Source organism: uncultured Rossellomorea sp., assembly GCF_947488365.1.
Lineage (GTDB): Bacteria > Bacillota > Bacilli > Bacillales > Bacillaceae_B > Rossellomorea.
In genome coordinates, this window is record NZ_CANKZT010000001.1 from 657,364 (window position 1) to 672,421 (window position 15,058).

The window sequence follows — 15,058 nt, forward strand, 5'->3', positions numbered from 1 at the left end:
AAACATAATGTTACACTACTTTTCGAAACTTGACAATTTTCTAGTTGGAGTTAGAATTTTAGTATGGAAACGAAAAAGGAGTTATGCACCTCATGGTCCGTCTAATTGCCCTGATTATTATGTTGATTCCCGGCGCACTCGCTGCTCTAGGGATTAAATTGATGAGAGATATGTTATTTGGCATTCTGCAGCCTCCCATACCTTATTTATGGTTGCAATTTGTCATAGGATTAGTATTCTTTATATGCGGTCTCGGTTTTATCGCAGGATTTGTTCTACACCGAGATCGGAAGCGGAATAAAGTACAGTCCCGATTCAACAAAAAAGGCTAGCGCTTATGTATGCGCTAGCCTTTTTTACTTTCTCTCAGCTTCCATGCCTTTTCAGGATAGTCCGTTACAAATGCAGTGCAACCTACATTCAGTAATCTCTCCATTTGTTCCACTTTATTCACCGTGTAAGGCCTGACACAAATCCCGTTTTTCATCGATTCAATTATGATTTCATCCTTGACTGCCTTCAGGTTGGGGTGTATCGCTTTCGCCCTTAGAGATTGGGCATAAATCCAAGGCATGAATAACCCTGATGAGTATAGTGGGGCAATCTCGATTGCAGGCTCCAATCGGTAGCACGCTACAATCGAGTAATGATTAAATGAAGAGATAATGATACGATCTTCAAATCCAAACTCCCTAATCAAACCGATCACTTTTTCTTCCAAGCCCTGATAGTCCATAATACTGTTTTTCAACTCAATATTACAAAGTAAGTCATTGCTCTTTAACCACTGAAATACCTCTCTCAATGAAGGCACACGATTTTTTTTAAACAACTTACTTTTAAATTTATAATTCGCTTGCAGTTTTTGAATTTCCTTAAGCGTATAGTCTTTGACGAACCCTTTCCCATTCGTGGTGCGATCAACCGTTTCATCATGAATCACGATGATTTCTCCGTCCTTCGTCAGCTGAACATCTAATTCAATACCGTCTGCCCTCACTCTTTCAGCTTCATAAAACGCCTCCATTGTGTTTTCCGGATGAGTCCCGGCTGAGCCACGGTGTGCAAAGATTAGTGACATGAGCGCACTCCCTTTTCTTTAGGTAAGATCCAATCCTGTATGTACATTCTTTAGCGACCCTTATGAATGTTTGTCTACTCATATTATATACTTATTTTAAATCTCCTCAAAGGATGAAACCTTTTCAAAAAAAAATCCTGAGTTTCTCAGGATTTTTCCGATTTACCCGTCAAGGGTGTCATCTTATTAGAACCAAGAGCATCTTCTTCTGCGGCGGCGGTCTTCAATACCTCTTACATCGTCTCTGTCACAACGGCGTACAGCTCTGCAGAAATCTTCCCCTCTAATAAAGGCTCTTACAGGAACTCTAAAATCGTCTCTATCTCTGTCGAATGCACCAGCTACATCATCTCTATCACGAAAGCATCCCATTTTCTCACCTCCCCGTTCATATTTTTGCACTACATTGTATCTTATGTATTGAGGGACAACCTGTAAGGGCGTACTCCTTAATTCAAAAAAAAGAGGCGATTGTTACTGAGGAAACGGACCCGGACACAGGAATCGTTAAACCAAAAAACCCTACGAAACCAGCTGGGTTCATAGGGTTTTAATCTTACTATTCAGCTTTTCAAAATGAAGCACTAGTCCTTACTCTTTCATGAAGCCATATGTTCTAAACGAAGCTTATCAGCAACCATAGCGATAAACTCAGAATTCGTCGGCTTAGCCTTGGACATACTCACTGTGTATCCGAATAAAGAAGAAATTGAATCGATATTCCCTCTGCTCCAAGCCACTTCAATTGCGTGACGAATCGCCCGTTCTACTCTTGATGCTGTAGTGTTGTATTTTTTCGCAATATCAGGGTAAAGTACCTTTGTAATTGAACCAAGTAATTCAATATCATTATAAACCATAGAAATCGCTTCCCTTAAATATAAGTACCCTTTAATATGTGCCGGAACGCCTATTTCGTGGATGATACTTGTAATACTTGCATCTAAATTTCTTGGTTTCTGCTCGGTATGCATTCTGGATGAGGAAGGTTTTTTGATGATTGAGTTTGATTTACCGCTGACTTGTCTAATGTGACTCACTAGATTTTCCATATCAAATGGCTTTAGGATAAAGTAAGAAGCTCCAAGGTCGACGGCTTTCTTCGTTACATCTTCTTGACCGAAGGCTGTCAGCATAATGACATTAGGAATGCTCTTCTTTTCACGAAGTCGTTCTAACACAGCAAGCCCGTCCAAATGAGGCATTATAATATCCAAAACCAGGACATCCGGATCCACTTCTTCTAACAAATCTAAACAATCTTGGCCATTATGAGCAATTCCTACTACTTCCATATCATTTTGTGAAGCAATGTAGTCTTCCAATAATGACGTCAGTTCACGGTTATCATCCACAACACATACTTTAATCGATTTCACTACAGGTTTCCTCCTCAATCCTAATTAATTCATCTCTGTAATTTTATTCTAAATTACTTTTTCGACAATGCAACCTAAATTCCTTTTATTTTTGAAAAAAACTTGAAAAATATTATATTTTCTTTGATTTTCTAAAGATTTCTTTATATTTCGACCCTATTCGATATTTACTCATGGGTTTGTCGAATAATCTTTATTTTAACAAGTTATACCTCGTTTTGGCAAACTGTCCTGAGTGAAAACATTCATTTTACACGAAAAAAAAGAACCCTTATAAGCACCCACGATCGGGACTTTAGTAAGGGTTTTCCACTTTTAGCTTGCTCGGTCATGATTTTTCTTGTAAATATCGATTCCAGCTTCACTGAGCATCCATTCAATGTGTACACCATACCCGCTTGTCGGATCGTTTACAAATACATGTGTGACAGCCCCGATGACTTTTCCGTTTTGAATGATGGGACTTCCACTCATGCCTTGGACGATTCCACCTGTTTTCTCCAACAGCTTGGGATCTGTCACTTTTAAAACCATCCCTTTTGTTGCCGGATATTTCTGAGGAATGGTACTGACAATTTCAATATCGTACATTTCTACATCTTTCCCATCTACCACAGTCAATATCTGGGCAGGTCCTTCTTTTACTTGGTGGGAAAGAGCGATGGACATCGGTTTATCCATCAGGTCGTTATCAATGGTTTGGTTTAATTCTCCAAAAATCCCGAATGGACTGTTTCGGGTTATGTTCCCGATTACGTTTCGATCAGAAGAAAAACGGGCTAATTTCTCACCAGGTTTTCCGTCCTTTCCTTTTTGAATGGACGTTACTTCTGAATGAACGATTTCTCCGTTTTCAACCACAATCGGTTTTTTTGTATCCATGTCTGAAATGACATGTCCCAGTGCCCCATATTTCTTGGACTTCGGATCGAAGAACGTCATTGTGCCGATTCCAGCTGCAGAATCACGAATATACAAGCCTAATTTGTAGTTATTTTCCCCTTTTTCTTTTAACGGAAGCAATTGAGTTTTTACGGTCTCTTGTTCACGCTTAATCACAACGTCTAAAGATTTGGATTCTTCTCCTGCTTTCTGAACAAAAGGAGCAACATCCGCAAGCTCTTCAATTTTCGTTCCATTTATTTCTGTTATCATATCTCCCACTTGTATTCCCGCTTTTTCGCCGGGGGACATCTTACCAGCCTCTGTTTCAACTAAATGGTGACCTACCACCAACACCCCGACAGTATTTAATTTCACCCCGATGGATTGACCACCCGGGATCACCTTGAAATCTTTCAGCACTTCTACATCGACTTTTTTTATGGGTAAACCAGCTAATTCAAAGACAACTTCATCCTTACCTACAGAACTTCCTTGAATCGAGAGCTTACCTTCCTCTTCTTTAAATTGAACATGTTGATTATCAGAAGAACCCATCGTTGTAACGGATGTAGCCTTAGGGAGAGCAACTTGATCCCCTTCCATTACCCTTACAGAGTTCGGTGCATTGATAAATTGTTGAACCGGTTTGTAAAAACCAATAAGACAAAGCGAAACAAGGAGAATTCCACCTATACATTTTCTTAACCAATCTAAACTCAATATATTCACTCTCCTCGCTTCTAATCCACACACACTAACTATTGGCTACAGTTTTAATTTTGCCTTTATAAGCCACATTTATAACTGGTAATCATGAAAAAAAGCTACCCCAATTGGATAGCTTTTCATGTTTCTTTTATGGATCCTGCTAATTGCAACAATTCCTTTGCGTGTTCCAATGTTAAATCTGTAATTTCCACTCCTGAAATCATCCTGGAGATTTCTTTGATCTTTTCCTTCTCTCGAAGACGTTTAACCATTGTACTCGTTCTGCCGCCTGAAAGTTTTTTCGAAATAAACAAGTGACAATCTGCCATTGCAGCTACTTGCGGTAAGTGAGATATACACATCACCTGGGAATGAATGGCGACCTGATAAATTTTTTCAGCGATCGCCTGTGCGACTCTTCCACTTACTCCTGTATCGACCTCATCAAAAATGATGGAGGTAATTCCCTGGTGCTTTGAAAAGATCGTCTTCATAGCTAACATAATGCGGGAAAGCTCCCCACCTGAAGCAACTTTGGATAACGGCTTTAAAGGCTCCCCTGGATTGGTGGATATGTAAAACTCCACTGTGTCCCAACCATCCTTTTTAAAATGCTGAAAGGAAAACGATTCATTTTCTCCACTTTTCACAAAGCGAACTTCAAATTTCGTTTTATCCATATAAAGTTGCTTTAGCTGCTCATGAATACTTGCAGTTAATTTTTTCGCCCACTGCTTTCTTGTCTGCGACAGATTTTTCGCCTCTAATGATAAATCTTTCTCGAGTGATTGTAATTTGCTTTGTAAATGTTCCACATGTGAATCTTTGTTCATGATGGTTTCAATTTCTTCTTCGATCTTTGAACTATATGCCAGAATTTCTTCTACAGAAGAACCATACTTTCTCTTTAAACCGTTAATCTCATTCAGTCTCGCCTCAATGAGATCCAAACGGTTTGGTTCAAATTCCAGCTGATCTAACTCTCCCCTTACTTGGTGAGCAGCGTCTTCAAGCATATAAAAAGCATTCGAAACAGATTCCAGAGTCTTTTCATATTGAGAATCCACTTCTGCAGCTGTCTCGAGATGACTCATAGCAAGTCCAGTCCAGTCAAGCCCTTTTCTCTCACCTTGAATGCTGTCATAGGACGTCTGCAACGCCTCAAAAAGCTTTTCAAAGTTCATAAGCTTCCTTTTCTCTTCCTGCAGCTCATCATCTTCATTTAATTGCAGGTTTGCATCATGAATTTCTTTCAGCTGAAACTGAATCAGATCCAAACGATGCGCCATCTCCTGCTCGTTCTCATTGAGCCTGTTAAGCTGCTTATAAATGGAAAGGTACTCTTTATATACTTCCCCGTAACTCGAGAGACCAGAAGCAATCTCTTTCCCTCCAAATTGATCCAGTAAGGAAAGATGCAGGCTTTCATTCATCAGTTCTTGATGCTCATGCTGTCCATGTATATCAATAAGTGAAGCCCCGATTTCCCTCATAATCGCAATCGTCACGAGCTTACCATTGATTCTGCAAACACTTTTTCCACTGCTCGAGATATCCCGTCGAAGAATGATCATTCCTTCTTCGATCTCTATCCCGAAGCTCGCTGCTTTAAGAAAGCAAGGATGAGTTTCATTATCAAGAATAAATAACCCTTCAATTTCAGCCTTTTTCTCCCCATGCCGCACGTATTCTGAGGATCCTCTTCCACCAACCAGTAAATGAATGGCATCAATGATAATCGACTTACCTGCACCAGTCTCACCTGATAAAACGGTCAGACCTTCTTCAAAGGAAAGAGAGAGGGATTCGATTATGGCGAAATTTTTGATTGATAGTTCTTGTAGCAAAACATTCACCTCAAATAAAAAGGAACTTTTCCCTCAAACAATTTAAAAGAAAAGCTTCCTATTGGATTTTGTATGAAGGGCTGCCTTACATACAGCCCATTAATTTTATTTTTGATTCTGCAATTTAAAGCATATCTAAAAAACGTTCTGAAACAATCTTCGTCTCTTCTTCAGTGCGGCAGATGATCAAACATGTGTCATCTCCACAAATCGTCCCTAAAATCTCTTCCCAGTCCAAGTTATCAATTAAAGCACCGATCGCATTAGCATTACCAGGTAGAGTCTTCATGACCAGCATATGCCCGGCTTGGTCCACTTTGACAAACGCATCCGTCAGGGTACGCTTAAGTTTTTGCAGGGGATTAAAGCGCTGATCAGCAGGCAAACTATATTTGTATCTCCCATCCATCAACGGCACTTTAACTAAATGCAATTCTTTAATATCCCTCGACACGGTAGCCTGGGTCACATTAAATCCTGCATTTTTAAGGCTTTCCACTAACTCATCCTGTGTTTCCACATCTCTATTCGTAATGATTTCTCTTATTTTAATATGTCTTTGCCCTTTGTTCATCATAGAACATACACCTCTTACATTTGATTAAAACCTGTATAAATATACCTCTACGCTTATGTTAGCCTATTTTGTATGGAAGTACAATAAAAAAGAAAAGCGGAAGGGGCTCGTTCTGGGGGCGACTAGCATAAGGCGAGTAAACCTGAAAGGCGTTTTTTGCCTTTTTGGGTTACTTGACTTATGACCTCGAGCCCCAAGCCCCTGAAGCTAGACAATGAAAAGCGGAGGCGCACGGTTAGGCCCGACAAGCATATTTCGGAATTTTTCAAGTGAAGTTATTTGCTATTTACCCCATTTCAGTTGCAGATAGGGGTAATTTCAACAAAATGAGGTAAAAAATCGATAAATTGCTGCTCAGGAGGGGTTAAACATACATCAATTTAGAATGATACCATTTATTATTTTCAATTCGCATCACTTTATTTTCAATTTCCCCATTTTATTTTCAAAACTAAACCACTTATTTTCAAAAATAGAATTTTATTTTCAAAACCATCCCGTTTGCCATAGACACATAAAAAAAGCCACTCTTCCAAGAAGAGCAGCCCATTCCTTATTGCGTATTCGCTTTTAACTGATGATGAGCTTCCTCAATAACCTCATCCGGCGTAGTGGTTAAGAAAGATTCCCCTTCACTAGCATCCCCGGGCCATTTCAGATGAATCAGAAATTCGATATTCCCATCTCCTCCCGTAATAGGAGAATAAGACAAACCGGCGATATGATAGCCTTCTTTGGTAGCCAGTGTCATAATCTTCTCGATCACCATCTTATGGACGGCCGGGTCCCTTACTATTCCTTTTTTCCCTACTTGGTTCTTACCTGCTTCGAACTGCGGCTTGATTAAAGCGATACAATCTCCACCAGGCACTAACAGTGTTTTTAAGACAGGTAAGATAAGAGAAAGAGAAATAAAAGACACATCAATGGATGCGAAACTCGGCATTTCTCCTTGTAAATCGGTTGGGGTGACGTAGCGGAAGTTGGTTCTTTCCATCACGACGACCCTCTCATCCTGTCTAAGCTTCCAGGCAAGCTGATTGTACCCTACATCAAGGGCATAGGACATCTTTGCCCCGTTTTGCAGAGCACAATCGGTAAATCCTCCCGTAGACGCCCCGATATCAATCATCACTTTATCCTTTACGTCTACATCAAAGACTTGTAAAGCTTTTTCCAGCTTTAAGCCACCACGGCTCACATAGGGAATCACTTTCCCCTTGATCGTAAGGGGGATATCTTCACTTACTTTTTCTCCGGCCTTGTCCAATCTCATTTCATTGGAATAAACAAGTCCCGCCATGACAGCCCGTTTAGCTTTTTCTCTTGTTTCAATTAATCCTCGTTCTACCAGAAGTACGTCTACACGTTGTTTTTTTACTTTCATCATTAAGCCCTTTTTTGTTTTTTTGGTGTGATCGTTAAAATGCGATCCACTACGTTTTCTTTGGTCATGCCGATTTCGTTCAATAGTTCCTTCACGCTTCCATGCTCGATGAAGTAATCAGGAATACCGATGCGGTCAATCACGGCGTCATGGAAGCCTTGTTCCTGTGCAAACTCAAGAACACCACTTCCAAAGCCGCCTTGAAGCACAGCCTCTTCGATTGTCAACACAGGCATTTCTTCTTCCAGGATACTTTTGAGCATTTTCTCGTCCATCGGTTTGATGAACCGTGCGTTTACAACCCGAACGGAAAGTCCCTGCTTTTCAAGGTCAGCAGCCGCTTCCATTGCCATCGGGATGGTGGTGCCAAAGGTCAAGATCGCCGCATCCGTTCCTTGTTTCAAGATTTCCCATGTTCCTATCGGAATCGTGTTAAGCTCTGGATCCATCGGCACTCCATATCCATTCCCACGAGGATAACGTAACGCAATTGGTCCATCATTATACTGAAGAGCCGTATTGACAAGATGTTGGCCCTCGTTCTCGTCCTTCGGCATCATAATCACCATATTCGGTAGATGCCTTAAAAAGGCGATATCAAATACACCCTGATGCGTTTCACCATCGGCACCGACTAAGCCGGCACGGTCAATCCCGATGAAAACATTTAAATTTTGTCGGCAAATATCGTGAACCACTTGGTCGTACGCTCTTTGAAGGAATGTTGAATAAATGGCCAGGAATGGCTTCATATCCTGGGTAGCAAGACCCGCTGCAACAGTAGTGGCATGCTGCTCGGCAATCCCTACATCAAACATTCGATCGGGGAATTCTTCAGCAAATCCAAGCAGTTTGGACCCTACCGGCATGGCTGGAGTGATCGCGACAATTCGTTCGTCCTCACGAGCGACCTTTCTGACGGTCTCACTTACAAGCCCACTCCAGGAAGGTGGTGCATTTATAGGTTTAATCAGGTCTCCTGTGTCAATCTTGTATGGACCTGTACCATGCCATGTGCCCTGCTTGTCTGATTCAGCAGGATGAAACCCTTTACCTTTTTTCGTTATAACGTGTAAAAGAACGGGTCCTTTTGTTTTCTTCGCATACTGAATGTTCTCAGATAGATCATTATAATCGTGGCCATCGATTGGCCCAAGATAGGTAAATCCTAATTCTTCAAAGAACATACCTGAAACAAATAAATACTTTAAGCTGTCTTTCACCCGCTCTGCAGTACTTGCCAGTTTGCCTCCGACAGCAGGGATTCGTTTAAGGATATATTCCATTTCATCCTTCACCCAGTTGTACTTACCGGCAGTGCGCAATCGGCCAAGAACACTGTGAAGGGCTCCTACGTTAGGGGCAATGGACATTTCATTATCATTTAGAACGACGATCATATCTTTCTTTTCATGACCAATGTGGTTGAGTGCCTCGAGTGCCATACCGCCCGTTAAGGCACCATCCCCGATCACAGGGATGATGAATGAATCTTCTTTTTTGACATCCCTGGCGATTGCCATACCCATGGCTGCGGATAGTGAAGTAGAGCTATGACCCGTTTCCCATACATCATGCTCGCTTTCATTGCGTTTAGGGAAACCGCATAACCCTTTGTATTGTCGCAATGTATCAAACTGACTGGCACGGCCAGTCAAGATCTTATGTACATACGACTGATGACCAACATCCCAAATGATTTTATCTTTGGGACTTGAGAAATGCTTATGAAGGGCAACTGTTAATTCGACCACCCCTAAGTTTGGACCAATATGACCGCCAGTCTTAGATAAATTCTTTATTAAGAAATGGCGAATCTCTTGACTGAGCTCTTCTAATTGTTCATTTGACATCTTTTTAAGAAAAGAAGGCTCCTTTATTGATAATAAATCCATGGGGTCCACTCACTTTCATCACTAAATATTTTGTTTCGCACGCTTGTAACGTTTTTTCTTGCTTTTATCTTTTTTATCTTTAATCAATGTGATGTGAAATCGATCTTCAAAAAATTGTAGAACTTTACCAACTCTAAATATTATATCCTTAGAATAGGTGATAGCAAACGTTTTTCCAAGCGCTTTGCCTCCTACGGTTAGGGATGCAATGATACTTGTCAATGTTACACTTACAATATATTCTCTCAAAGAGCCTCCTTCAAGCTGAAAAGAGACGGCAAGTTGAATGATGACAATCGCTGACGCAGTACCACTTATTATCCCTGAAATGTCACCGATTACGTCATTACAAAAGCTTGCAAACCGATCGGCGTTCCGAACGATTTTGATCGAGTATCGTGCACCGTAAACTTTTTTAGCCGCCATGGCATGAAAGGGTGTTTCATCAGCAGCCGTTGCAGCAATTCCCAGCATATCAAAGAAGATCCCGATAAAGACGATGATTAACACAACAACCAGTCCTGTATACCACGCGACTCCATTTAAAACCATATTGGATGTAACTGAAAAAATAGCCGCTAACACAAATGTGATAACGGCAATGCTGACACTCCACTTTATTGAGTTTTTCATTGTTTCATTCATTATCGTTTAAACACACCGTTTCTATTGTGTAAATATCATCTATACTATGTAATTGGATGGTCATATAAAGAGTAAAAATTGCAGCTTAGGTCCAGTAGGTTTTCCCAATCAGGTACCGGATGTTGCCATACCGGCGGTTTCCCTTTAAACCCGACTTAGCCGCGTCACCACAAGCTAGACTGGATTACCACTTAGTCCGCACTATAATCCTCTTTATATGTCCAAATATGAACAGTCTAGGAGTTTTCCTCAACAGTCCTTAACGCAATCCTTAGCCTCTTTTGCAAAGAGGATTTCATATGGGCGAAAAAGCACATATCAATGGCCAACTGATGTGTACCTTGTAACCATAATCCCCTCACTCTTCACTCAAGGCAGGCTACGCTGCTAGTGAATCATCACATCGCAGGTTCATACTTTGTCCTTATTGCATATGCTTATGCCAGCATAAGAAACAAAGCCTCCGCGGCTTGAGGGTCAACGCCCACATGCCATTGTGGATCGCCCTCAAGCCTTACTCCCAGATATGACCCAAAGCTGGGCGCCTCAAGCCAATTCCAGGAACTTCATCGATGTGCCCTTTAGTGGATTTTTAGGCCCACCTTCAGGATTGGTGGACTGACTAGAATACTGCACCACCCAAAATTTTATTATAAACGTATTATAACATATGTTAAATAATTTGCTCAAACATAGAATGGTTTTAATGATTCCGGGCAACGATTAATTGGGCAATTTCGGAAAGGAGACTGGAATCAATTGTCATTTGATCGAGTGAGGATAACGCTTCTTTCAAGTGGAATTGAAGCTTTTCCTTCGCTCCTCCTATCGTTAAGAGACTTGGATATGTACTCTTACGTTTGGATTCGTCGCTCCCCACTGGCTTTCCAATAATTTCTTCGGAGCCCTCAATATCAAGAATGTCATCCTGGATTTGAAAGGCAAGGCCAATATGATAAGCAAATTGCTCAAGTAATTGCAGCTGCTCTTCCGGCGCCTCAGAGATGATCCCGCCTGCTAATACACTAAACATCAGTAACTTACCTGTTTTATGCTCATGAATGCTTTCGAGTTCTCTAACAGTAAGCTTCTTATTTTCCCCTTCAATATCCGCTACTTGTCCCCCAACCATGCCTTCGGGTCCCGCACACTTTGCTAAAAGACCGATGAGCCTGATCTTGTTATCATTTGTAAGGCCCTTGTCCTCTGCAACCAGTTGAAAACTGTAGGTTAGCAAACCGTCGCCGGCTAAAATCGCCATCGCTTCCCCAAACATTTTATGATTGGTCGGCTTCCCTCTTCTCAAATCGTCATCATCCATGGAAGGAAGGTCGTCATGAATCAAGGAATAGGTATGAATCATTTCGAGGGCAGAAGCAGTGTTCAACCCGAGTAATGGGTCCTTGTTAAAAGCTTTGATCGTTGCCAAAAGGAGGATGGGACGAATTCTCTTTCCTCCTGCTTGCAAAGAATAGATGATTGCTCTTTTCAAGTTAGAGGGCATGGAAAGGCTGTCTACAGTCTCGACCATATGATTGGTAATCAATTCTCCATGCTGTTGTTGAAATTCTTTCAGATCAACGAGAGGATTCACCCTTTATTCCTCCTTATCCAGATCGAAGGCTTTTTCCCCTTCATCTGTCATCATTTTCGTTAATTGGTTTTCTGCTTTTTGCAACGTATCATGACAGTATTTCGAAAGATCCATTCCTTTTTGATAGAACTCTAACGCTTTCTCCAAAGGAACTTCTCCCTCTTCTAATTTCTCAACAATTTCTTCCAGTTGTTCCATAGCTGTTTCAAATGATAGTTCTTCTTTAGACTTTGCCATTATTTTCACGCTCCTCAACGGATTCAACTTCGCAATGTATTTTTCCATCCCTGACATTTATCTCGAGACGGTCACCAGCTTTGACTTGCCTGGATGATTTGATCAATGTATCATCATCCTGATAAACCAGGCTGTATCCCCTGTCCATGATCTTTAAAGGACTGAGGGCATGCAAGGTAGACAGGGAAGAACTGAAACGATTGTTCTTTTCTTTCAGTACCTGCTTAAATTGCTTTTCTACCCTCGACTTCATAAATAAGACTCTCTCGTGTTGAATGGTAATGAGTTGTGAAGGATGCACACGTTGAAGTCTTGAGTGAAGCCGGGTTAATTGGTCACGGTTTTGTCTCACATGCAAGCTTATGCTTTTCTGAAGCTGGTCGGTCAGACGGTCGACGGTTTCAATTTTTTGTTGATACAGATTACGCGGATTTCTTAAAGCGTAGGACTTAGTTAAACTATTTAAACGGCTGCGCTCACTTTGAAGCTTAGTCTTGAACGCTTTGATCAGTCGTAATTTCCGATTCATGATTCTTTCCAGCAAATCATCAATGTGGGGGACCGCTAATTCTCCCGCAGCTGTTGGTGTAGGGGCTCTTAGGTCGGCTACAAAGTCAGCGATCGTAAAGTCTGTTTCATGTCCGACAGCAGAAATAACTGGAACGATTGACTCAACGACGGCTTTGGCCACGATCTCTTCGTTAAACGCCCATAATTCTTCAATCGAACCACCGCCACGGCCGATAATCACTACATCTATATCTCCCTGATCGTTTACCTTTCTTATTGCTCCGGCAATTGATCCTGCCGCTTGCTCCCCTTGAACCAAAGCAGGAAAAACGAGGATTTCTCCAATGGGATATCTTCTTTTGATGGTTGTGATAATGTCTCTGATCGCAGCACCTGTAGGGGAGGTAACAACGGCGATTCGCTTTGGAAACTTAGGAATCATCCGTTTTCGGCTTTGATCAAAATAACCTGCTTTTTCGAGCTTTTCTTTCAGTTGCTCATAGGCCAGATATAGCTCACCGATTCCGTCAGGCTGCATTTCTTTTACATAAATCTGATATTGACCACCCGATTCATAGACAGAGACATCCCCCCGAATCAACACATTCATCCCATTTTCAGGTCTGAATTTCATGGATTGGTTATTACTTGAAAACATGACAGACAAGATACGGGCTTTTTCGTCTTTTAAGGTAAAGTACATATGGCCGCTTGAATGTCTTTTGAAATTAGAGATTTCCCCCCGTACGAATAGATTGGATAAATGGGGATCCCTATCGAATTTGCGTTTTATGTATTTTGTCAGAGCTTGTACCGTTAAATAACGTGATTGATCAAGTTCCATGCTCAAGAGACTCCTTTGTTTCTTGCAATTTGTAAAGGCTTTTATATGTAGGAATACGGAAAGGGACCAGCGATTTGCTGTCCCTTTCCGTTTTATGTTACCTATAGTGTACTATTTTTTAGCGGTTTTGGCGATTCCGAGCGGCCCATTCTGCAGATTTCACTGTATTGTACAGTAACATCGCAATGGTCATAGGACCGACACCACCAGGAACAGGTGTGATTTTCCCAGCCTTTTCCTTCACTTCTGAAAAATTCACATCTCCACAAAGTCCGCCGTTTTCATCACGGTTCATTCCGACGTCAATGACGACGGCTCCAGACTTAATATCTTCTGCGCCGATTAAATTCGCCTTTCCTACTGCAGATACGATAATATCAGCTTGCTTTGTGTATGATGACATATTCTTTGTCTTCGAATGACAATACGTAACCGTCGCATTACGATTCAAGAATAAGTGGCCTGCCGGCTTTCCAACAATGTTACTTCTTCCTAAAATCACGACGTGTTTACCTTCTACTGAGATGTTTTCATATTCAAGCATCTTCATGATTCCAAGCGGCGTACAGGAATAGAAGGTATCTTGATTTGTGACCATTTTCCCGATCGAAACGGGATGAAATCCGTCCACATCTTTAGATGGAGAAATCTTTTCAATCACGGTTATTGGATCAATATGCTCAGGGAGAGGCAGTTGAACTAGAATTCCATGGATATGGCTCTGTTCATTTAACTCTTCTATTTTATTCAGCAGTTCGTCTTGAGTCAAACTGGATTCATATTGATAGAGCTCTGAATGAATGCCAAGATTACTGCACGCTTTTCTCTTCATTTTGACATATGAATGAGAAGCATGGTTATCCCCTACCAGGATAACAGCCAAGCCTGGAGTGATACCCTTTTTCTCCAGCTCCCCGATCTGACTTTTTAATTGTTCACGATAATGACCTGCAATGAGTTTGCCATCAATTATAGAAGCTGTCATTCCACTCGCCCCCCTAACATTGTTAAGATTGACTTACCTTTGAAAGAACACCATTGATAAACTTGCTGGATTGATCATCTCCAAAGATCTTTGCAATTTCAACCGCTTCGTTAATGACTACTTTATTCGGAACATCTTCCACAAACAGCAGTTCATACACTCCTAAACGCAGAATATTACGATCTACTTTTGCCAATCGGTCAAATGACCATTTCTCAAGGTTTTCACGAATGTGCCCATCGATACGTTCCTGATTCTCGATAAACCCGAGAACAATCTGTTGAAGATAGGCATCCATCTTCTCCTCTTCCTCCAGCACATTGGTTAATGCAACATCCGGCTCAATCCCACTCATATCTATTTGAAATAACGCTTGTAAGGCTTTTTCACGAGCAACTCTTCTCTTCATCTTATATTTACTCCTTTTAATCCATCAATTTTCATACCTTTGATAATAGCACAAACTAAGGGCAATACGCACGTC

At 41.2% G+C, this 15,058-nt stretch carries 15 protein-coding genes; 1 reads left to right on the forward strand and 14 read right to left on the reverse strand.

Annotated elements, in window-relative coordinates; all coding sequences use genetic code 11:
- The first annotated feature begins 92 nt into the window (after positions 1 to 92).
- Positions 93 to 332, forward strand: coding sequence for a DUF2627 domain-containing protein (locus Q1B03_RS03550; RefSeq protein WP_299738277.1), 240 nt, complete (start codon positions 93 to 95; stop codon positions 330 to 332).
- A gap of 14 nt (positions 333 to 346) precedes the next feature.
- Here the strand turns inward: Q1B03_RS03550 and Q1B03_RS03555 are convergent, their stop codons facing one another.
- The 14 genes from Q1B03_RS03555 to nusB all read right to left on the reverse strand — a co-directional run bounded on the left by Q1B03_RS03555 (position 347) and on the right by nusB (position 14,983).
- The gene (locus Q1B03_RS03555; RefSeq protein WP_299738278.1) at positions 347 to 1,081 is read right to left on the reverse strand and encodes a glycerophosphodiester phosphodiesterase; all 735 of its coding nucleotides are present in this window, start codon (positions 1,079 to 1,081) and stop codon (positions 347 to 349) included.
- Between the two features lie 186 nt (positions 1,082 to 1,267).
- Complete coding sequence (locus Q1B03_RS03560) at positions 1,268 to 1,453, reverse strand: hypothetical protein (RefSeq protein WP_299738280.1); 186 nt, start codon at positions 1,451 to 1,453, stop codon at positions 1,268 to 1,270.
- 227 nt (positions 1,454 to 1,680) lie between these two features.
- Positions 1,681 to 2,460, reverse strand: coding sequence for a sporulation transcription factor Spo0A (gene spo0A / locus Q1B03_RS03565; protein ID WP_299738282.1), 780 nt, complete (start codon positions 2,458 to 2,460; stop codon positions 1,681 to 1,683).
- 315 nt (positions 2,461 to 2,775) lie between these two features.
- Positions 2,776 to 4,065 (reverse strand): SpoIVB peptidase, encoded by a 1,290-nt coding sequence (spoIVB, locus tag Q1B03_RS03570; RefSeq protein WP_299738284.1) that lies wholly within the window; start codon positions 4,063 to 4,065, stop codon positions 2,776 to 2,778.
- 125 nt (positions 4,066 to 4,190) lie between these two features.
- Positions 4,191 to 5,900 (reverse strand): DNA repair protein RecN, encoded by a 1,710-nt coding sequence (gene recN, locus Q1B03_RS03575; RefSeq protein WP_299738286.1) that lies wholly within the window; start codon positions 5,898 to 5,900, stop codon positions 4,191 to 4,193.
- Between the two features lie 124 nt (positions 5,901 to 6,024).
- The gene (gene argR, locus Q1B03_RS03580; RefSeq protein ID WP_044340153.1) at positions 6,025 to 6,474 is read right to left on the reverse strand and encodes a transcriptional regulator AhrC/ArgR; all 450 of its coding nucleotides are present in this window, start codon (positions 6,472 to 6,474) and stop codon (positions 6,025 to 6,027) included.
- 556 nt (positions 6,475 to 7,030) lie between these two features.
- On the reverse strand, positions 7,031 to 7,864 hold the full coding sequence (locus tag Q1B03_RS03585; protein ID WP_299739600.1) for a TlyA family RNA methyltransferase: 834 nt from the start codon (positions 7,862 to 7,864) through the stop codon (positions 7,031 to 7,033).
- A 2-nt stretch (positions 7,865 to 7,866) separates the two neighbouring features.
- Positions 7,867 to 9,759 carry a 1-deoxy-D-xylulose-5-phosphate synthase gene (gene dxs, locus Q1B03_RS03590; protein WP_299738288.1) on the reverse strand — a complete coding sequence of 631 codons (1,893 nt, stop codon included), beginning with the start codon at positions 9,757 to 9,759 and terminating at the stop codon, positions 7,867 to 7,869.
- A gap of 21 nt (positions 9,760 to 9,780) precedes the next feature.
- A complete protein-coding gene (locus Q1B03_RS03595) occupies positions 9,781 to 10,404 on the reverse strand; it encodes a hypothetical protein (protein ID WP_299738291.1) in 624 nt (207 codons plus the stop codon).
- Positions 10,405 to 11,107: 703 nt separating this feature from the next.
- Positions 11,108 to 11,980, reverse strand: a complete 873-nt coding sequence (locus Q1B03_RS03600; RefSeq protein WP_341358005.1) for a polyprenyl synthetase family protein — start codon at positions 11,978 to 11,980, stop codon at positions 11,108 to 11,110.
- Positions 11,981 to 12,001: 21 nt separating this feature from the next.
- Positions 12,002 to 12,235, reverse strand: a complete 234-nt coding sequence (xseB, locus tag Q1B03_RS03605; RefSeq protein ID WP_299738293.1) for an exodeoxyribonuclease VII small subunit — start codon at positions 12,233 to 12,235, stop codon at positions 12,002 to 12,004.
- Complete coding sequence (gene xseA, locus Q1B03_RS03610) at positions 12,222 to 13,589, reverse strand: exodeoxyribonuclease VII large subunit (RefSeq protein ID WP_299738295.1); 1,368 nt, start codon at positions 13,587 to 13,589, stop codon at positions 12,222 to 12,224. The genes xseB and xseA overlap by 14 nt, the downstream gene beginning before the upstream one ends.
- Before the next feature lie 118 nt (positions 13,590 to 13,707).
- A complete protein-coding gene (gene folD, locus Q1B03_RS03615; RefSeq protein WP_299738297.1) occupies positions 13,708 to 14,574 on the reverse strand; it encodes a bifunctional methylenetetrahydrofolate dehydrogenase/methenyltetrahydrofolate cyclohydrolase FolD in 867 nt (288 codons plus the stop codon).
- 22 nt (positions 14,575 to 14,596) lie between these two features.
- Positions 14,597 to 14,983 carry a transcription antitermination factor NusB gene (gene nusB / locus Q1B03_RS03620; protein WP_299738299.1) on the reverse strand — a complete coding sequence of 129 codons (387 nt, stop codon included), beginning with the start codon at positions 14,981 to 14,983 and terminating at the stop codon, positions 14,597 to 14,599.
- Positions 14,984 to 15,058: the final 75 nt, after the last annotated feature.